Consider the following 24,990-nt stretch of genomic DNA (forward strand, 5'->3'; position numbering starts at 1 on the left):
ACACGCTGTATATTTATATTAAAAATCGTGACATTAAAGGGGCGATGTTTTATGCAATATAATAAAAATAAATTCACAAAATCTAATGATAAAAAACTTATGAAAAAGGTAAAGAAACAATGGGTAGTAGTGTCCATTGCAACTTTATCCGTTTTAGGTGTTTCAGCATATGGCATGAATAGTATTTCTGCCAAAGCTGCTGACAATCCTCAACAAGTGGCGCAATCATCTAATAATACTTCTAATAATTCAGGAGATCAGTCTGCCCAAAATCAGGCTAATTCTAATAATGATCAACAATCTGATGATAATCAATTGAGTTACCGCGATGGAGATAGTTCGTCATCAAGTACTGTTGATAATACAGATAACTCAGCGCAATTTAGCCAACAGATTAATCAAGGTGCTAATGATGCATATAATAAAAAAGGCGATAATTCAATTAATTATAGTGGCCAAGCAAAAGATTATTATCAAGCTGGATATGCTGGGGCTATTAGTGCAATAAATGCATACAATAATAATACTAATGGCCAAGGTACTGGTACGCAAGATTATACTTTTTACGGGAACACACCGGCTAAAGTGACAGGATATACTGGTGATAAGTCTAACGGTGCCAGTGGTAGCACAGGAGGCGTTGGCGGATCAAGTGTTGTTTCCACTGGCGGTGGCTCAGTTCCCACAACTGGTTCAACTGGATCCGATTTATCAGGGACGCCACAAGGGTATGGTACTTTGAGCAGTTCTGGACAAGGTGGAGCAGATGATCCACAATCAGCAAGTACTTCTTCCCAGAATTATCAAAACACTAAGATTAATAAACTTAACAGTGCTAATAACCATAGTGTTCAATTTACTAACGGAACGCAAATTAACGTTCCTACTGCAAATGATCCTGCAATCTTAAATGATCGAAAAAAATACGATCCATACGCAGGACTTCAATCTGCCTTTAATCAAGGGGTGGGTTATGCACTATCACAACAAGGAATGGCGGATGCTGAATCAGGAAAATGGCGAGGTGTTGGTACTGATGGATCCGGCATAACTTCCGATTTCTTTGCCCAAGGAGACTTACATCAATCAAAGAATCCATATGATTTGGCATATGTTGGAGCAACAGATGCGATTAGTAAGCAGTTCGACTATTTAAATAATTATAAAGGGCCAGTTGCACAATTATCTAGTTCTAGCTTAGGTTCAATCTATCTTAATGCATATAATGATGTTGCTAACCAAACTCAAAATGGAACTGCGTTTATTGCAAATAGTAATCAGTTCTATGCAGTAGGGATGGGTAGCACTAATTTCACCAATAAAGGAACACTCCCTGCAAGCATTACAACCATCAAATTTGTCAATGATGTTAATTTGGATGGAATTTATGGTGTGGGAGTATCTGGTACTTATAATGGAAATGGTAGTTTAACCATTGATGGGCAAAACCATATGGTGGATATGCATGGACTAAGTTACAGCATTACCAATGTTAATCAGTTAAAAGTACAAAACTTCCAAACAATTTATGGTAGTGATTATTATGGACCATTTATTAATGCACAATCCAATGCATCTATTCGTTATCGCAACATTAATTATGTTGGTTCTCAACTATTATCAGCATACGATAATGACGCATACTTCTCAGGTAATGTAAATGTGATTATTCCACAATCTAGTGATTACTATTTCTCTCCGTTTAATAATGGAACGGGGATATTTATTCAAGGTGGCGGTAATCAAGAAAATCTAGAAGTGAGGAATTTTATCTTAGAGCCATACAGTAATTATTTTGGTTCCACTGGTAACTCAGGTGGTACTAATATTGTTTCCACTGGTAATGTCACAATTGGACAAGGATCTAATATGACTTTATTACCTGCTGACGGTGGAGTTAGTTCTATTGACAGCGCTAATTTTGGAATTTACTTTAATGCTGTTGGTTCCAAATTAAACGTCAACAAGGATGCTACATTAAATATTATTCCAAGTAATCTATCATCTACTAAGTCGTTTTATGGAAGTGGTATTTATACCGCTGGACCAACGGCTATTAACGTTAATGGTGGGACGATTAATGTTGAAGTTAATGGGGTTCCAGGATATTATGCAGAAGCTTTAGATTTTAAGGGTAACACTAGTCTAAATATTTTGAACGGTGGATTAGTTCAGGTGAAGTTATCTAACTTAACATCATCATCTTACTATGGATTATTAACACAAGTTGGTGGCGGGAACCTTAACGTAGGAAATCGTGGTAACTTAGTTATCCAAATCACCGACAACTCAGGTATTAAGAACATACCAATCTATGGACAAGGTTTAATCGTTAATAATGTTGGGAATAGTCGTATTGTTTTAACTAAAAATGATAAAACATCTCAATTTAATAACAAGGACATTAAGGCATATACGGTTGCTGTTAATGGAACACCATACTATTACTTCAATCTTTCTAACGGATCTAATAAATTTACTTTTACCGATGCTAGTGGTAATAAAAATAGTGGAACGATAACGGGAAACACATTAGAAATTGATCCAATTCCATCAATAACATTTGCAGGGCCTATTTCTCGTACACAGAACTCTGATGGAACTTCCACCATCAATGCTTATGCAAGGATAACAAAGTATTCACCATCAGTTGGTCCAGTCCATGTGGGCGTCTACAGTGGTAATGGCACTAGCATTTCTGATATGCAATTACTAAATAATCAAAGTACCAATACAACGACTACCAATCAAAATCAAACGGTTGACCCTAACAGTTATACTACTACCCAATCAATTAATTCTAATTACCAAGATGGACAAATTATTCCCATCTCATTTAACTTACCCGCAAATGCTTCCAATGGATATGGATTACGTCTAACCTATGGATTAAGTACTGTCAATATGGTTAGTGATGGTAATAGTTATGTAGGTAGTGTTGAAGGATATTCCGGTAGCAATGGTGTAATTAAAGCTGATAAAAATGGAACTTTCGTCACTGATAATGGTAGTGTAGGTACAGCTAATCAAGGAATCGTTGATGGTATTACGGATGCCTTAAACGGTAATAATGCTGCGAAAGCACTGCAAACATTCAATGTTCAAACCAGTTCTGATTATTTAAGTGGGTATCAAGGTGCTCAAGCTGGTTATGCTGCTTATGATAAAACACAACCAGACCAAGATTATACGCAATTAGCAGCTTATAATAATTCTGATAACCCTGGAGCATTTATTAGAGGATATCAAGAAGCTTCCTATCAAGCTGGATTATATGATGCTAAGTATAATCGTAATAATAATGCGCAAAATGCTAGCTATCAAGAGGCGCAAACGGAATATACTAATGCATATAATGCATCCTTTAATTCTCTAGGCCAAAGTGCGCAAAATATTATTGCTAATAATAGTCTAGTTACAAGTAACTATGACGGAATGACTGCTGCAGCAACTTATGCTGGAATCTCAGATGGTCAAGGGGTAGCAGCTTTCTTTGCTGACGAAAAACAAGGTAGTAATATTTCATCCGGCAACTTTAATGGAACTAACTGGAATAATATTCAAAACGATCCTAATCAAGTTGCTGCATATAATGCTGCGGCGGTCGGATTTAACAATGCGATTAATTTATTGGATCCATTAGGAAATAATCCAGATAGCAGTGCTAATCGAACTGAACAAGAAGCCTTCTTATACGGAAAGTCATTAGTAAATGGAGCACTTTCACAAACTCTTCCAACCCAAACTAGTTCTGCAATCCCTAACCTAGCTGCGGGACAATTAGGCTGGAAAGCAGAACAGGCCGGATATCAAGCAGTGCAACAAGCAGTTGCACAAGCATTTAAACAACAACAAAATATTAGCAATATTACGGAAGCTAATTACAATGATCCTAGCCAACTTAATAGTGACAATTTTCAAGGCGATGTTACTATCTATAAGCAAGCTAAATATGGTGCATATCAAGCACTAAAGAAAAACTCTCAAGCAGGATTAAATCAAGTCCAACTAGCGGGATATATGAGTACCATTATTCCTTTAGCTACCCAACAAGGAATTTATGATTTTCAACATGGGACTAGTACCGCAAGTTTAGGTTCATTATGGGATCAGTACTATGGACAATCATATAATAATGCCCAAGTAGCTTTTAATAAAGGTCAACAAGATGGATTATCAGCGGTGCAAGCTAATAACCAAACTAGTAACCAAGGTAGTTCAACAATAGCTAATGCAAGTGGTGAATCGTCATCATACTTGATTGGATATCAAGGAGCAGTAGATGGATATCAAGCTGGATTAGTTGGTAACAACCAACCTGCTGCCGGGACCACTTCTGCTTACCAAAATGCATATCAATACGGAATGAGTCCAGCCCGTAGAGTAACTGGGGCTAATGACTATGTGAAAGTAGGTAAAGCTAAAGCTTCTGATGATAGCTACACCAGCGGGTATAATGCTGCTAATCAAGGTTACAATGATGGTTATACTGCATACAATAGTATTACTAATCCTAATCCTAGCACCAATAGTACTGATTCTGCTTACGTAATCGGATACAACTATGGGGTGCAAAATGCTAAAGATGCCCAAGGATTCTTGGATGGGGCTAATGCCTATGTTAACAATGCGGTTAACGGGGTTACAACCAATGGTACTGCTAAATATCAATCTAACTATGCCGCCGGATTTAATGCTGCAGCTAATGGAGTATCGAATGGTTTTAGAGGTTCCAAACCACAAAGCCTTGATACAACCGTAAGAAATACTAATGGAGCTGCTGCCATTGGATATTTAGCATTTTTTGGTAGTCAAAATAGTGTTTTAGCAGCTATGAATGCACAAGATTTAAGTGCACAAAATATTAGTGTTAGTTCCAATTATGCAACACCGTTTAATGTTGCAATTGATGTCTTCAATAGTCAAAAAGCAGCTTTGCAAAAAACTAGTTATACCTCAACTTATAATACTAGTGCACCATTATATACAATAGTTAATTTCTTTGTGAAAAATCAGATTGTGCCATTGTACAATAAAGGAATTAATGCATTCTTAAAAGGCGAAGAAAGATCAAATAGACCATTTGCAGCAGCTGGTTATGATGATGCTCAAGCTGGATTTAATCAAACTGCGGGAGTTCCAACAACTTCTGCTGGATATCAAGCTGGATTAAAACAATATCAAGACATGCAGAATGGTATTACAGCTGCGATGAGTGATGCTACAGCGGCCACTCAACAAACAGTATCTGCCAACACTACTGGTAAATCAACTGACTATATTGATGCCTACCAAGCTACAATTGCAGGTTACAATGATGGTACTTTAGGTAGTAAAACAGATTTGACTACAAAAACTAAGGTGTACAAATTAGCTTATCAATCAGCATTAACTAAAGGACAATCACAATCATCTCAAGTCCAAAAAGATTTTGTATATGGAAATATTCAAGATGTGTCTGAATCGGATAAAGGAGCTGACAAGTTAAGCTATCAATCAGCAATTAAATCCATATATGCAGGTTTAACCAATGGATTACAGTCAACGAATACAAATACCGATAATCAATATGCATTTGGTGAATCTTTAGCATTACAAATTAATAATAAATCCTCCCAAGTGGACGTCACTAAGGATCAACATACTAACAATAGTACTAGCAATGATTTAACTACCTATGTCAATAATGATATTCAAAATGCACTAGTGGACTCGCATAATGATGTCTTTACTGGTGATGGTAAATCTAAGGATAGATCAGATGCACAAGGTACCATTTATCAAATTCTATATACGCAATTGTATACTTCTTTGCAATCATCATATGAGAAAGGAATTGAAGATTTTAAGAAACAAGCTACCTATACTGGAAACTTCTCATACAATCAATCTCCAGAATATAGTTTGGGATATTTAAATGCTGCTAAAGGATTTGAAATTGCCTTAACTGGCGATGATAGTCAAACCAAAGCTGCTGACTTTAGTACCTATTACAATGTTCAAGGACCTGCATATCAAGCAGGTTACAAATCAGGACAAAAATATGCAGCTGAATATAGCAACGCTATTAATAAACAATCATCTACTTCAGATGATGTGATTAAAGCAGTTAATGATGTGTTAAGTAGTATTAAGAATTCTGGAACAGCTGTAGATCCAGCTAATTCGCAAACCCCATTATACAAAAAGGTTTACTATGTTGCGGCTCAAAACATGATGAAAGCATACATTAGTGGCTCCAATCAATTTGTTAATGGTGGAACTAAAGTAGATGCTAATAACGCTAATAATGTTTATGGGGACGCTTTTTCAACAGGTTGGCAAGATGCTAAGGACGGTTTATTACATGCTTTTATTAAATCTAATACTGCACCTAATGGTGCTGCTCAAGCTAAAGGATACACTTATGGACAAAGCATCTATGCTGGTGCAATGGCAACCAGTCAACCTGCTGATGTTAATTCCATAGCATATAAAGGTTATGTTGCAGTTCAAGCAGCTCTGGCTCAAGCTAAAAGTGATTATGAACACCAAAATAAAGTTGATATTAATAACATATCCATCCCATCTGGATTGGATAATGGTCAACAAGAAGCTTTCAAAGCTTTCTATATTGGTGCTTATTACGCATACACTAAAAATGATGGTGATGCGCTACCTAGTGACATGAATAATGACTTGAGTCAACGTGCTCGTCAAATTGCTAAGACTTCTGATCAAGCTTTCAATGGGTCACAAGCCTTTATTTATAATCGAGCTGATCCACAAAACAATGCCCAATTTACGACCGGATATAATTTAGCCAAAGATGGCTATGAAGACGGTCTTATTAATGGTGCCAATAATAAAGATCAGTTAACTAATGGAAAATCAACGTATTATATCAGTGGATTTAATGCTGGAATGAATTATCATGATAGCTATGTAAAGGCTGCTAATAGTCAGCCCACAGATAGTACACAAACGTATGCGGGAGCTAGCGATGCGTTTTCAGCATACATGAATGCAACTACGGATACTCAAAGAAATTCTTTAACTGATAAAGTTTTAGGTGGTAATGATAATGGTGAATATGTAAATGCTTATAATACTGCCTTAAGACAATCTCGCGATTCAACTACTCAAGGTGCCAATGATTTTATTAGCGGGCAAGGACATGCTAAATTAGCGTTTAGTAATCCACAAGTTATTTATGATCGTGCATATGCTGCAGCCCAAAAAGGTTTCCAAGCAGGGTTAGCTAATAGTTCGGATACAAGTAGTGATGCAAGTGAATCTGCTGGAATTAATACCGCTAAAGTATATTCAGCGGGGTACAACCAAGCTTTATCAGATGCCAATAGTGGTACCACTAATCCTAATGCTCATCCAGAGTTAGTAGGATATAAAGATACGATTCAAGCTTTACAAGACGTACAAAGCGGTCAAGTAAGTACAACTAATAATTCACCAATTTATGCGATTGTAACTGCGCAAAAACTAGGGATGAATGATGCGTTAGCTAAATTGAATAAGTCAACTAGCAACGCTACTACGCTTGGAGATAACGATCAAGTTAATAACGCACAATCACTTAGTGACGTCTCATATAAGACTGGTTACAATGCGGTGATTGAAGGATATCTTGATGGAGTTTCCAGCACTGCCGGTAGTTCGGAACGTTATAATGCATCTCCTAATAACAATAATCCAGCATATCAATATGGTTACGTTTTAGGTAATGTCATTGGTAGAAAGGAAATTGGAGCTACTGATTTCTTATCTGGTAAAAATAATGGAGTGCCAACGGATGCTAACTACACTACTGGATATACTGATGCCAATACAGGATACGATGATGGTATTGCTAACAATACCAAGTCATTAACATCTAAAGAATATAATCGTGGATATGACGCAGGACAAGCTGCTCGTAGTGATTACCAGGCAGCAGAAAGTAAACCTGTTCCTAGTGCCAATGATTCTAATTCTGATACGTATAAAGGGGTTGCTGATGCCATTGCAGCTGCTAAGCAGGCTGGTAAGGTTACCCCCATCGTAGTGGATGCTTCTCATAGTGCTGCTTATGTTATGGCTTATAACAAAGCTGGAGCAGATGCAACTACTGCTAGTCAAGCAGGGCTAGCTGCTTTTAATAGTGGTCAAATTGCTAATCCAGCCAGTCAAACAACTACCGCAAATCAAGCGGTTTACAACCAAGCTTATAACGACGCAACTAATGGATTTAAACAAGGTCTTAACCCTAACAACACTAAAGAACCTATAGCCATCAATGAAAAGGTTGGCTTTGATCAGGCTAAATCGGTTGCTAAGGGATACCAAGATGCCATGAATGACTTTTTGGCAGGACAAAATGATCCGAATGCACATTCCGATGAACCTGGATACAGTGATACAATGCAGGCATTGTTAAACGCCCAATCAAATACTAAGAATGCAACGAACAATTCACCTTTATATGCTGTGGTTTACTCACAAGCAGTTGGTGCCAATGATGGGTTAACTGCTGTAAAGAGCGACCCAAGTACGTCGAATACTACGACTGTACCTGATAGTCGTCAATCCACAGTTAATGCCAACGTTTATCAATCTGGTTATCAAGGTGCTGTTGGTGGTTACAAAGATGGTTCTGCAAGTACGCATGGAATTTCGACTAATAAAGATACAAACCAATCAGGTAATCAAATTTATCAAAATGCATATACACAAGGTAATTATGCTGGACGGCAACAAGCAGGTGCCAATGATTACACCAAGGGAACCGTTGATGATGGTGTAAAGAAATCCGATAACAATTATGCGACGGGGGTATCCAATGCTGCGGATGGTTTTGCAGATGGTAAACAAATTGGTCAAACTACCGCAACCCCAACGCCAACTAATAATGATAAAACTTATATCACTGGTTTTGATCAAGGGGTGGCTACTGCTACTGGTTCCAAACAAGCCGTTCAATCAGAATCTAGTGATGCAAATAACTTGAGTGGGGATGCCCAAAATGCCTACTACGGAACTAAGGATGGATACTTAGCTGGAGCTAATTCCGGCGCCACAATCACCTCATTGCCATCAGATAACCAAAAAGTAGACAAAGTTTCTAATGCTTACACCAGTGCATATCAAGATGCCTATAACGATGCCCAATCAAAGGCTAACTTAGGTGCACAGAATGCTTATGTTAATACTAAAGTATCTGATTATGCTAACTGGAATCCACAACAACAAATTGCCTATGACCAAGGGGTTCATAATGCTAATAGTGGATATAATGAGGCTGCTGGCAATATTAATGCTAATAGTGCCACTTCTGCAACTAACAATGCACAAGATGCATTTAATGGTGCTAAGTTAGGTTTTAGTGATGGGACTACTGGTCAAACTACCAATGTTTCCAATTCATCACTAGATTATCAAGTTGCGTATGTGAAAGCCAAACAAGCAGCGGCTAATGCTGCAGCTCAAGGAGTAACTAACTTCGAAGCTAACGCTGGAGATACTACGCATGGGGCAACCGATGCACTGGGTAACGCGCAAAGTCATGGTTTTCAAACTGCTAATGCTGGGTACACAGCGGCTAAAAATAATCAGATTGATAAAAATAATACAGACCCATCATATTTGGCCGGTGTTACTTTAGCTAATAATGTTCAAAATGGAGCTATAGATGCTACCAATAATCCATCAATCAGCAATTATCAAAATGGTGATTTAGCGCAACAAGTAGCATATGCGGCTACGGTTGCCGGATACATTGATGGAGCTAACGGGACAGCTGATAGAGCTACTCCTACGGGTACTAACGCAAGCCAGTCTAGAGCATACTTAGATGCTTATGCAGCCGCTAAACAAAACGGTATTAATCAAGCGTCTCAAGGGGCTCAAGCATATATTAATAATACGACGATTAATGAAGGTATTGATGCCAACAGCGTTGCTGAAAAAACTGGTTTTAATAATGCCAAAGCTGGATTTGCTGAAGGTTTATCTGGTAATGACAATAGTCAAAATCAAAGTTATCAGATTGGATACAAATCAGCTCAATCAGCTAAAGCTGGTTTAATCGACATTGAGAGTGGTAATAATACTCAACAAGCAACCGTTAGTGATTCCAACGCTTACAGTGTAGCTCGTAAGGCATATCAAGACGCTTTTGCTGCACTTCAAAAGAACCCTGACGATATTAGTCAAACGGCTACCAATAATACCCTTGCATACCAATATGCTTTTAATCAAGCTAAACAAGATCTTAATGACCAATATGAAGCTGGTAAGCAACAATTTATTAATCAATATGTAAATGGACAAGCTAGTGCTAATACCGACAATGCTAAGAGCATTCAATCACAAGCACTATTGAACCAAGGGTTTCAAGATGCATTAGTAGCATTCAATGAGGCAATGCGAGGGTCTAATAAATCTTCTAAGAGTACCACTGCAGCCCAAGCTGGATTTACGGAGGGACAATTAGCATACAAAGCAGTCCAACAAGTTACTGGCGGTCAAACTACTGCCGATAGTAACTCGGATGGATACTATCAAAAAGCGTTCTCAGCTGCTCAAGATGCGCTTAGTGCCTTCACTAAGAATCCGGATACTAATAATTCGGTTGACACAAGTAATCCAAATGCAGGCAATCCTGCTTATACCGCTGCCTATACTGCTGCTATCTACCAATTAAGAGCTAATTACAATCGCGGAGTCCAACAATACTTATCTGGTAAGAATTTACCGGGTGATGCGACTTCATCATTTGTGGCTGGATATAACGACGCGTTAAATGGATTCCAAAGCGTGATAAACGGGTCTGGAACTCCAGATACGAATGCGTATGGTTATATTACTTCTGGTGCCAATCAAGGTAAGATAGCTGGACAAAGTGCTTTATCTGGATACAATGCTGGAATGATTGGCAATACAGCCACCACTAATGATTCGGTCCAAAACGATGCTAACTTAGGGACTACAGCTGGTTACAAAGATGCTTTGTCAAGTAGCAAACAATCTGATAATCAATTGGCAGGGATGTCACTAGCTTATCGTGAAGCTTATAAAAAAGCTTATAATGATGTGAAAACAGCAGCGGATACAGGTGCTACCAACTTTGTTAATGGTAAACAAGTTGATAAGACTAATCCTGAATATAACAGAATTATACAAGGATATAATTTTGCTCAAAATGGATTTAACTATGCACAAAGTAATCCAAATACGACTGCTGATCAATTAAGTGCAGATCAACAAAACAATCCTTCATTTATGCGTGGGTTCTACGCATATGTAAATGCAATGCAAGGATTCCATGATGCTCAAACTGCTACTAGCACTTCAGCTGCTTATAACCCCACATATCGTGAACAACAACGAGGTTATAATGGTGCGATGGCTGGTTATGCAGATGGAGAAAATGGTAATGGAGTAAGTAATAATTCAGGAGCTACTCCAGCATATGATGCAGCATACGCATTGGCTTACCAAGATGGAAAAGCCAAGGCTTCTTTAGGTGCGGCAGATGCTAATGGTAATACACCGGCTCAAAACATTGCTAACTACAATGCTCGTCAGTTAGATGCATATCACGCAGGTCAAACTAATGCGAATAATGCATATGCTCAAGCTAAAAGTAACGTCACCATCAGTAATCCTTATGCTTCCGGAACTGATGCTTATGATACCTTCAACGGAGCCCAAGCTGGATTTATTACAGGATTTACAGGTAATGGATCAATTCCTTCTGGTAGTAATTTGGTATATACATCTGCATACAATAAAGCGTTAGCAGAGGCGAAGCAAAACGTTACAATTGGTATTAACGATTTCGCCCAAAATAATGATGACTCTGGTAAATCAAACGCTGTAGATGCCACTAATCAAGCAATCTATAATGGATATAACCAAGCTAGTGACGGATACACTTCCCAGTTAAATGGAACCGTGGACACAAATAATAATAATTCTGCATACAAAACTGGAATTCAAATGGCTATAGATGAACAAAATGGTTTAAATGCAGCTATTACTAATGCCAATCAAACACCTACTGGTAGTGCATCATTTATCTCAGCATTTCATGCCACTGTAGCTGGATATAGTGATGGAAAGAATGGAAGCAATAATCAACAAAATCCGACTGGTAATGATCAAAGTCAATCACGTGTTTACCGTGATGCATATGCAGAAGCTCTATCAAATGCCCAATTCAATGCTAATGCAGGTGCAATTGCCTTTACTGGCAATACAGGTCAACCGGCAAGTGGATCAGATCAAAATTCTCAAGCACAACAGTTTGGATACAATCAAGCTAAACTCGGTCATGATGATTTTGTGAGTGGAAAAACACAAACTCAATCTACAGTCCCAGCGTATGTTATTGGCTACAATGCTGCTAAGTCCGCTAAAGCTGGTTTAACTGATGCCCAAAATGGGAATAATAATGGTCAAGCCACGGCATCAGATGCAGTAGCTTATGGAAATGCCCAAGTGGCATATAACGATGCCTTTTTAGCATTGCAGAACAATCCAGATGATACCAATACAACTCCATCAACTTCTAAATCAGTTGCTTATAATGATTCATATGCAGCAGCTAAGACATACTTGAGAGGTCAATACCAATCAGGTTATCAACAATTTATCACTGATTATGCTAATGGTGCTACTCAAGCGGATGTAACTAACGTTACTTCTAGTCAAGCACAAACATTGTTTGCTAATGGATTTAGTGATGCTGTTGCTGGATATAATGAAGCAATTGCTGCCAACAATGTTAATGCAACCGCAAATTCGTCTGATAATTCTGGTAAACAAGCGGGATTTGCTGAGGGACGCCAAGTAGTTAAAGGAGCTAACCAAATAGCGACAGGACAATCAGTCGATGCTAATAATAATGATCCTATCTATCAAAAAGCGGTTGAAGCTGCTCAAACTGCTAAGACTGATTTCAAATCGAATCCAGATATTTCAGATAATGTTACTTCCACGGACAATAACTTCTCCAGTGCACCATATGTAAATGCATTTAAATTAACCATTGACCAAATGAGGGTTAATTACCAAAGTGGGTATCAACAATATCTATCTAATACGGCATCTATCGCTAATGCGACTGATGAATATAAAGCAGGGGTTGCTGATGCCACTAATGGATACCAAGCTGCCATGAGTGGACAACCATCATCAGGACAAACTTCAGGATACCTGGCTGGATTTAATCAAGGTAAACAAGCTTATGTTGGGTATACACATGCATTGAATAATGAATCCAACACCAATAGTGCGGGTGTACATCAAGATAATGCTTATACAGGTGCTAAAGCTGGAATCGCAGATGCAACAAATGCCGGTGGTCAAATTAAGAATGACAGTCAATTAAATGGTCAATCTTTTGATTACATTCAAGCATATAAACAAGCAGTATATGCAACACAAAATTCACGTTCTACAGGTGCGAATGATTACCTAACTGGTAAAGATAAACCAGAGGGAAACACAGCGATTATAACCTCACAACAAAGTGGATATGCTGATGCAGAAGCTGGATATGCAGCTGCTACGCAAAACAATGAGCCTTCAAATGATCAAAAAGCTAATAAAGAATTTATGGCTGGATTTAATTCATATAAAGATAGTATGACAGGCTTTGATGTCTACCAGGCTGGGAAACAATTGGATTCAAATATTAGTGTCAGTCAACAGGATGCCTTTGCTGGAGCACAAGCGGGTTATCAAGCGGGTGCAAACTATCAAAAGGTCGATTTAAGCGGCAAATCACCAGCATATGTAACGGCATTTAACAAGGCAGTTGAAGATGCGAAAAAGTATGCATCATACGGTGCTGCTGAACAATTAGGTGCGACTGCTGTTAACCAGGATGGTTGGACTGAACCACAAAAGGCAGCTTATGCTGCTGGTAAGCAAAATGCCCAAAGTGGTTATGATCAAATCAAATCTAATGTCAGTGCAACTAACAATAATACCAACCCATCAGATGCTTATGATGCCTTCGCGGGTGCTCAAGCTGGTTTCAAAGATGGAACTACTGGTGGTAAACCAATTGATTTAACTGATAAATCAGCTGTCTTTGTTGCGGCTTATCATAAAGCACAATCAGAAGCTCAAGCAGCGGTTAAACAAGGACAGGCATTATTCCAAAGCTCCGGAGTTAACACCACCGTTTCAGGTAAAGATGCATTGAGTGTGGCAACTAATAATGCCTTTACTCAAATGAAGGCAGGATTTGATTACTACAATACTCATAAGCAAGATGATAATAGTAATCAAGATCAGTCATACCAAGCTGGAATTCAGATGGCTAAAGATGTCGCACAAGGAATTGCGGATGCACAGACTAACGCTAATAACCCTGATTATACTGGGTCAGCAGCTCAAGTAGCTGCTTATAAAGCAGCGGTTGCTGGATATTCTGCATCTGTTAACGGGTACAGTGATGGATCACACAATGTGAATACCAACAGTACACCACCTGATAAGACGCAGGCAACGGCTTATAATTATGTCTATGCATTATCATGGACTAGTGGTCAAAGCGATGCCTTATTAGGTGCTAAAGATTATGAAGATGGTAAAAACAATGATTATGACCAAGGGGTATCTGGACGCGCTAAAGCAGTCGGTTATGGAGATGCTAAACGCGGACATGATGATGTTGTTAATAAAAAGCCAGCTACTGGTAATTTAACAGATTCTTACAAATTAGGTCGTGACACTACTCAAACCGCGCAAAATGCTTTAGCAGATGCAGTTAAGGGAGTTAATAATACTCCTAATAATGAATTCTCTGGAGCATATCAAGATGTGCAAAATACCTACCATGCGGCTGCTCAAGCTATTTTATCTAATCCGGATCATCCAGCTACAGTAGCCAACGGGCAATCAGTACCATATCAAGATGCTTATCAATCAGCAATTAATTTATTGACCACGCAATATCAAAATGGTCGAGATCAATTTGCTAGTCAATACGCAACTGGTAATGGGGTTGATACGAGTTCAGTACCTTCTAATGATGCAATCAGTGTTCTTAAATTAGGTTATCAAGATGCTTTGACTGGTTACCAAGAGGCAATCAACGCCAATAGTCTTAGTGCACAAGCTAATAGTAGTGATAATCAAGCTAAAAAAGCAGGATTCGCTCAAGGATTGATTGTTCTTCAAGCTGCCCAAAATGTTGCCAACGGTGAAGTTCAGCAATCACAAACTGGTCCAATGTATACAGAAGCTTTTGCTGCTGCAATCCAAGCGGTACAGGATATGCACAATAATCCACAAACTTCTGATGAAGTGAATAATAGTAATCAGGTATACAAAGACGCATATAAGTTTGCTATTCATGCGATTCAAATACATTATGACCAAGGGGCTCAAGATTTCTTGAATAACGTAGGTCACCCAAGTGGCAATACGCAGGCAGATATTGATGGATATGGTAATGCCTTGACTGCCTATACCCAAGCTGTAAGTGGTCAATCTACATCTAGCTTAACCGATTCGCAAAGTCAAAAAGCCTTTAAGATTGGTCAAGATGTAGTTAATGGAGTTCAATTGGCAATTGCCAAAGAGAATTTTCCTCAAAACGTAAGTTCAGCTGAACAAGATGCTTATAATGCTACACAAAAAGCATACAGTGATGCTAATCAGAACCAAACTACTTCCAACGCTCAAGGTAGTTTGGCTTATACGACGGCATATAACTATGCATTGACAAGAGCTAACAATGATCGTAATGATGGTGCACAGAGTTATGTTAATAATAATGCGTACACAGATTCTGCTAAAACTTTAGATGCGGATGCTCACAATGACGGTGCTCAAAAGGCAAAAAAAGGAATTGAAGACCAACAAGGTAATAAATCTACTAATGGAAATACTGATACGGCATACCTAATTGGTTATAACTCTGTTTCCGGAGCGACTGATGGTTCTAACGATGCCAAAAAAGGAAATTCACAAAGAACTGACTTTACTGATAAAAGCCAAGAGTACGTTGATGGGTACAATGGTGGATTTAAAGGAACTCAAGCGGGTTATGCTGATGGGAAAAATGACACTGCGTTTGCTATGCTAGATGGTCAGACTCAAGCATACAAAGATGCATATAAGAATGCTTACAATGATGGAAAGAAATATGCTAATGCAGGGGCTGTCGATTCAATGAACGGCTCACAAACACCTTCTATTACGATTCCTAATGATAATCAATTAGCGAAAACTGCTTATGATAAAGGAAAATCTAATGCAAATGATGCTTATCAATATGCTCATGATAATGTTGATAATTCTAATAAATATACTGATGGAACAGATGCTTATGATACCTTTAATGGTGCACGAGCAGGATTCGCTGCTGGTAAAAGTGGACAATCCAGTGTTACCACATCAGGAACGGCATTGTATCAAGCCGCTTATAATAAAGCTCGACAAGTAGCCGCTCGAGCAACTATTAATGGAATCATTTCCTTCCAATCATCAAGCTTGAACCAAGATGCTACTAGCTATACGCAAGCAAATGGCAAAAAGGATGTTGAAAATGATGCTTTTGCTAATGCATATAGGCAAACTAAAAAAGGTTTTACCGATCAGATGGCTAGTTCATCAGATTTATCGTTGTCAAACACTTCGGATTCTTCATACAACGCTGGAATTAGAATGGCGAAGAATCTACAATTAGGAACTTTAGATGCTTCTAATAATCCATCTCGTGATAATTATCCAGGTACATCTACTCAAGTAGCGGCATACTATGGAACTCGTGATGGATACTATGATGGTAGTCATTTCAATTCCAACAGAACTATGGATACCGCTTTGGCTAGTCAAACGTATGCATATCAATATGCATATCAAAAAGCTAAATCATTAGGACCTACTAGTGCCTTAAATGGAGCAAATGCTTATATTCAGGCTGACGCTATTAATACGGGGGTATCTGCCGATGCATTAGCACAACAACAAGGTTATAGTGATGCCCAAGCTGGTCATGATGCATTTAATTCTGGTAATTCGACCATACCTAATTCAAATAGTCAATCTGCAGCATACATCGCTGGATACAATGCAGCTAAAGATGCGCAAACAGGGGCAACTACTTTTAATCAATTAACTAGTGATAAAGTTTCCAATTCCGTATCAGATACGACCCCAAGGGCCTCATCCAATCAAATAGATGGATTTAATGGTGCAAGGGATGGTTATTTAGCCGGAATCGCAAGACAAACTCCACTGATTTTTGATACTAGTTCTAGTCAATCTAGAGCATATCAAGAACAATACAATGCTGGATATAATGCTGCTAGAACAGCTGCGCAAAGTGGTGCCATTGCTTGGTTAAATTCATCATCAGTTACGCAAACTGATTGGAACCAAGCACAAAAGAATGCATTTGCTTATGGACAACAAATTGCCCAAAGTGCTTATAATGATGCCCAAAGTAATGGTTCCGTGGTTAATGGTACTATCACTAATAATGATAGTAACTACACAACTATCAATGACGCTCAGGATGCATATCAAGGTGCAGCAGCTGGATTTATTGATGGAAAACTAGGCAATAATAATTCGCCAAGTAATACTTCTACCCGCCCAGTATATTGGGCTGCATATCAAAAAGCCCAAGAGGCTGCATCTAATGCTGCTCAAGTAGGAGTAGCTAATTTTGCCAAAGGTGATGCAGCTAGTGAAACTGCTAATCAAACTGATCAATTATCAGTAGCACAAAATTATGGTTTTGCCCAAGCTCGAGCTGGTTATAATGATCGTATCGGTGGAACTACAACTGAGAATTCTAATAATAATTCTTACGTGACCGGTTTTAACATGGCAAATGATGAAATTAATGCGATTAATGACGCCACAACTGCTAATACTAGCAAACCTAGCCACACCAGTACGATTTATAATCAAGCTACTTATGATGCTGCATATCAGGCTACAGTTAATGGATATACTGACGGTAGTCAATCAGTTACCACTAATCAACAATCAACCGTTGCAAGTCAATCCTTGGTCTACACCGATGCCTATGCTAAGGCTAAGTTACTTGGTAATTGGGCTGCCAGAGGTGGTGCCATGAAATTTAGCAACAATAATGGCAGTGGCGATACATCCGGCCAAGATGTTAATTCTAAAGCGTTCCATCAAGGATATATTGATGCCCAAAGTGCTTATACTAATGCGTTTAACGACTATACCAGCACGCAAGGCAATGGTCAGGATAATAAGACCCAAGCCTATAATGGTTATGCAGATGCAATTAAAGATGTTGTAGCTGGCAATGTATCTAAACAATTAAGTAATATTTCTGTTTACAATGCGGCTTATATTCGTGCCTTCACTGATGCCCAAGTCATCACTAGAAACGGTGCTGCCGATTACTTTGCTACTAAGAAAAATCAAAGTACTAAATCTAATACAGATTTATACAATAAAGGATATACTGACGCTACCAACGCCTATGCAGCTGCAGTAACTAGTCCTATTAGTGAACCACCAACCTATATAGCAGGAAGTAATGCTGATATTGTTTATTCCGGTGCTGCTTTAGCATTTAATGAAGTGGCGGTAAATAACACCGATATTGGAACAAATGGTAATACTAATCCAATCTATAATGCTGCTTACCAAAAGGCGTTAAATGAAGGTAATAGTTATGCTAATCAAGGTGCGATCGAATTTGGACATTTGAAGTCTCTAACTGACGCAGTTAGTGGATATTCGAACCAAATCGGTTACTCCGTTTCGATTGCCATTGGATATATTAATGCGCAATCCGCATACACTGAAGCGCAAACTAATAACGCTGATGTTCACAATAGTAATTCTTCATATGATCAAGCATATCAAGGAGCAGTTGCTGCCTTTAACGATGTAATTAATAACACCGATAAGGGTTCTGATGGTCAAAGTGATGTATTTAAGGCGATGTACAGTCGAGCATTAAGTCATGGTAAGGCATTAGCTAAACGTGGTGCGGTAGCTTTTGGTAATGGTAAAGATAGATCCAAAACCACTGATACGAATGCAGCTATGTACAATCGTGGATATGATGATGCTTCGAATGCATTTAATGCTGCTCAAGTGAATCCAAGCCAAACTCAACAAAATGGTGATACTGCAGGTAGAAACCAAAGTAATTACAATAATGCATACCTTGGTGCTGCTAATGCATTCAATGATGTTGCTACTGGAACCAACACAAATGTGAAAGCGGTTGATAGTACTGTTTATCAAGCTGTTTATGCTAAGGCACATGCTGTCGCACAAACCAATGCAGAAAATGGTGCTACCGTAGCAATGCAATTAATGCCTAACAAAGATCAAGGTTTATCTGAATTAACTGGACAAGCAGCTAAGAATGATTTCAGCCGTGGTTTCTCTGATGCAACAATCGGATATAAAGCAGCACAAACCAATATTGCTGATTCAGCAAGTCATGGAACTACTTCTAATTTAGATAGTGCTTACCGTGGAGCAGCTGCCGCGTTTAAGGATGTAATGAATAATACATTATACGCAGGACAAAAAGCAGATAGTAGTTCTGTTTACCAAGCTGCTTACACAAAGGCGTTGGCTGAGGCACGTATGATTGCTAATAAAGCAGCTGCTGACTACTCCAATAATAAGGATGACACCGATACACAAACTTATGATGCTGCAACTAAGGCGTATACAGTGGGTCGTAGTGATGCAATTAAGGGTTACCAAGCTGCTCTAGCTAACCCAAGTGATAAAACTTATACTAGTGAGTCTAATAAAGACGAGGTCTTTAGAGGAACCGTAGATGGTTATAATGCAGTGGTAAATCATAAGACTAGTGATGCAGGTAAAAATGTGAACGATACAAATCAAGCATATCTTGCTGCTTACAATAAGGCATTTAATGAAGCCACTAGCTATGCAGAAAATGGTGCTACTGCCTTTGGTAATGCTGTTGATTTAATTATTGGAAGAAATAATTTAGGATCTAATCAAGCTGCCAAAATGGTTTATTCAGTGGGCTATCAAGATGCAAATCAAGCTTATCAAGCTGCTCAATTAAATCCTATGGATGCATCCAGTCATAGATCTAATAGTAACTTTGATGAATCATACAAAGGTTTTGCAGCAGGATTTAATGATGTAACGGATACTAGTTTTACTCATGCTAATGCAGACGATAATTCAGTTTATCAAGCTGCATATCAACGTGCAGTCAAGGAAGGAAAAGCAATTGCTACTAATGGTGCCCAAACAGCATTCTTAGGAAATGGTGCAATTCAACAAGCCATATCTGCTTATGGAACAAATCAAGCAGCGATTAACATGTTCAACCAAGGAAAAGCTAATGCTTTAGCAGGATATCAAGCAGCAGAAAATAATCCTAATGATTTACCATCTAACCATGCTAGTGGTTCAGATGCTGATGAAGCATATAATGGTGCGGCAGCAGGATTTAATGATGTTGCTAATCGTTCCATTGGCAGTTTGCAAACGGCTGATGCAAGTCCAGTTTATCTAAATGCATATAATCAAGCTGTTGCAGACGGCCAAGATTACGCAAGTAGAGGTGCACAATACGCAAGTAAGGCTAATGCTGACCTTAATACAGGTGTTGCTAATATTAGTCAACAAGCATTAGTTAATGCCTTTAGTACTGGATACTCAGATGCACTTAATGGATATAATCAAGCGGTGCAAGATCCAAGTAAGAACTTCTTGCATAATAGTGGATCTAATGTGGATAAAGCATATTTAGGTGCTGCTGCTGCCTTTAATGATGTTGCTACTGATAATGCAAATGGTAAGAGTCGCAGTATTAATAATGATCCAGTATCAACGGCTGCATATGATAAAGCATACGTGGACGGATTAACTTATCAAAATCAAGGTGCGGCGGATGCTGCTAAAGGTTCTGATAAGCAACAAGGTTTAGCTCAATTCAGTAGTACGCAGGCATACTATGATGCCTATTATCGTGGGTTTACCGATGCCAATAATGGATACCAGTTAGCCCAACAAAATATAGACAATATGGCAAACCATAGTAGTACCAATAATGTTGATAGTGCTTATCAAGGTGCTGTTAATGGTTTTAATGATGCAATGTCTAATACTAATATTCATCAAGATGACCATGCTAATGTGGTTTATCAAAATGCCTATATCCAAGCAATTGCAGAAGCACAAAAAATCATGAATCAAGCTGCAGCGGATTACAATCATGGTTTGAATCAAGAAACTCAAGCCCAGTTACAACCTAATGCAACGGATACGTTGATATACAATACTGCATATAAATATGTAAAAGAGGCATATCAATTAGTACAAACTACTGGAGTTGATGATAATAATCACAGATCCAACAGTATTTCTGATCAAGAATATCGTGGGGCAATTGCAGCTTACCAAAATGTTATTGATGTAAGTGCAAATAATCATCCAAATAAAGAAGATACTATTATTTACAATGCAGCCTTTAAAAAAGCTCAGGAAGAATCAATGAATTTGGCTTTAAATGGGGCAATAAGCTATATACAACAAAATGATGATAATAGGCCAAATCAAAATAATATTGCGCAAGTTAAGGCTTATGACAAGGGTGCAAGTGATGCCCAAAGTGCTTATGAATTAGCTCAAAACGATAGAACTCAAGGTTCAAATCATTCAACTAATAGTAACTTTGATGTTGTTTACACCAATGCTATTGCTGGTTTCAATGCTGCCATCGATAACCCGTTAGCACCTGCTAAAGAAGGAAATGACCTAGCTACATTGACCTTCAATAAGGCATTGGCACAAGCTAAACAGTCTGCTCTAAACGGTGTATTGGCCTTTAACAATGATAATCATGATGAAGCGTTTGCAAAGGAAACTAAGCCAAGTGATAGGGATGCATTTACTGCTGGTTTCAAACAAGCAAAACAAGGATTTACAGATGCTGAAACTAATTACTTAGACGCAGCTCATCACGACAGTAATTCATACGCTGATCAAGTATATACAGCTGCTGCCAAGGCATTTAAGGATGTCCATGACAGAACTGGTCAAGTTAATGCCAACGCTACTAATTATGTGGATAAATCTGCATATAACAAGGCATTTAAAGAAGCGTTTGACATTGCAAACAACGGAGCTGACGATTCAGTGAAGGAAGCATCGAAAGCCGTCAATATTGCTCAATACGCTGGTAAGAATGCGTTGATTGATGCCTATGATGCCGGTTACGACGATGCAACTAAAGCATATTCAGATGCTGAAAACGACTATACCAAGGTAAACGACCATATAAGTGATAGTAACTATGATCGTGTATACCGTGGCGCAGCACTTGGATTCGGTGATATTATTGTCCACCAACCTGGTCAAAATGCTAAAATTGATTCCAACAAGGCATTTGTAGATTCCTATAACAGAGCATCACAACAAGCATTCGCTCAAGCCCATGATGGTGCTGTTGATGCCAATGGTCCAAAGCAAGTTCGTCAATTGAACACCAATATTGATAAGCAAGCTTACCAAGTTGGCTTTAACGATGCTACAAATGGTTATAGTGAAGCACAAGGTAATCCTGATGATAAGAGTCGTGCTGATCAAACAACTAATGCAGGGTTAGCATATGCGGGGGCTGCTGCAGCATTTAACGATGTTGCTGATGGCAAACCGGGTGAACATGGTCAAACAATCGCTGATCTTGTTTACCAAAATGCTTATAACAAGGCATTGTCTGAAGGTAAAGCTAACGCCAATCAAGGTGCAACAGCCTTTGGTCAAGGTCACAAATTAAGTGATGATACTAAGCAATTTGCAAGTTCCGGTGCTAAAGTAAAGGATTACAGCAAGGGTTATAATGATGCTCAGACTGCATTTGCCGCAGCTCAAAGCGATGCTAGTCAAATTGAACAACACAAGAGTGGCAGTGATTATGATGAGGTTTATTCCGGTGCTGATAATGCCTTTAATGACGTTTCCAACCATACAATTGGACAACATCGTAATGATTCAAGTAATCCTGCATACATTGCCGCATACGACAAGGCATTAACTTTTGGTCAATCAAACACGCAAGATGGTGCTTTGACATACTTGACTGACATCCAAGACTACGATAAGAAGATGGATTCCTTTACTACTCAAGCTGAAAAGAACTCATTTAAAACTGGTTTTAATGACGCTAAGAAGGGTTACGAATTAGCACAACAAAATCCATTGCTTCAAAGTCATATTGATCAAAATAACTTAGATTACACTTATCGTGGAGCGGTTGCTGCATTTAACGATGTTAAAAATAATCAATCGGGACAACATAGTAAGGATGAGGATAATTTAATTTATCAAAAGGCTTATGACAAAGCGTTGGCAGAAGGAACTAAATCATTAATTGATGGAGCTAATGAATTTGCCGACAATAAGCCAAATTCTGCTCATGAATTAGACTCAAATAGTTTAATTCGAAATCAAGGTTATAAAGATGCTAAATCTCAATATGAGAATTTATTGATTGGTGGAAATGAAAGTTTACCTGTAAATGTAAGCCCAGCGCAAAACATTGGTTATCAAAAGGCTAAGACAGTTGTCATTGGAATTATCGACGCAATAAGTGGTCAATCACAGCATTCAACAGATACTAATTATGTGTTGGGATATAATTCAGCAAAAGCTGGCTTAAATGATGGTCAAAACTTGGCTGAATCCAGTGGTGTGCTTGATAGTCTTAATAATATTTTCGTTCCTGATGGATTGGATAATGATGCATATCGTCAAGTTTTTGCTGGTGCATATGAGGGATATAAGACTGGTGCCGCTTTGCATCCAAATAATCCTAGTCAACATAATGTAGCTTTTGTGTCGGCTTATAACTATGCATACAATATCGCTTCTAGTTATGTTCCAGCCCAAAATGATTACTTATATAATGGTAAGAAGGCTGACTTTAATGGTAGCAATTCTGATATAGCTTATAATAAGGCATACAATAATACTGAAGATGGATTTAAGGATGGCATTAATAATGCAGAAATTAAGAATCCAGATTCCGGTTATTATGTAAATGGTTATAATGCAGCTAGAATCACGATTGCGGCAATGCAAAAAGCACAGACGAATGAGAAATTAACCAATGATGAGTTGATTAACCTGGGTGGACAGACTTATGTCAATGCATTTAACGGATATCGAGAAGGTATCGCAGCTGCTAAAGCGAGTGCACATACTCATAAGAAGTTAACCGATAGTCAATTGGCTGCCAGAGGACAAGTTTTTGCATATACGTACAATCAAGGATTTAAGATTGAAACGGTTCATCAGATAAAGATTGGAAAGAAGTATGGAAGTCTACGTGCTATTAAACGTAGTCCTATCCCAATTAATATCATGAAAAACCACTCGTCTGCTTATGCTAAGGCTTATATCGCAGAGTACAAACGTCAATTCAAGGCTCACATGCCAAGATATATTTACAACGTTAAGACTATCTTTACACACAGAAGAACTAAGTTCTCCAAGGGGTCAAGAATTGTTAAGTACAAGTACTCAAGAAAATACAATGCACATGTCTTCAAGGTCATTGGTATTAAGTATTATAGAAACCGTGTCCCAAGATACATCGTATCGGGAGGACTTCTAGTTACTGCTGGTCAAATGGTTCAAGATGCATATTACCGTGGTAATACTGCTAAGACCGCTAAGAATAGTAGTAATAAGAAGACTAAGAATAAACCAATGGTATTCCGTGTAATTAAACCTACCGGTGCATTGATCCATACAAGTAAGAAATACACTAAGCACAATGTAATCAGAAGAGTTCGTCAAGGACAGTTGATTCACGTTGTCAAAGTGGTTAAGTACTATGGACTAACAAGACTATACCTAGGACATAACAGATACTTTACTTCAAACAAGACCTTTGTTAAGAAAGTAAGATAGTCAAAAAAAGACCTAGCAATTTTTGCTAGGTCTTTTTTTATTATAAAGCTTAAGAAAAAACATAAAAGATTAATATTT

Annotated in this window: 1 protein-coding gene; it reads left to right on the top strand. The window is 38.3% G+C overall.

What is annotated here, in order from left to right:
* The first annotated feature begins 51 nt into the window (after window positions 1–51).
* A complete protein-coding gene (locus JUD45_RS00055) occupies window positions 52–24,912 on the top strand; it encodes a DUF5776 domain-containing protein (protein WP_203619412.1) in 24,861 nt (8,286 codons plus the stop codon).
* Window positions 24,913–24,990 lie beyond the last annotated feature (78 nt).

Source organism: Apilactobacillus nanyangensis (assembly GCF_016861915.1).
Classification (GTDB): domain Bacteria; phylum Bacillota; class Bacilli; order Lactobacillales; family Lactobacillaceae; genus Apilactobacillus; species Apilactobacillus nanyangensis.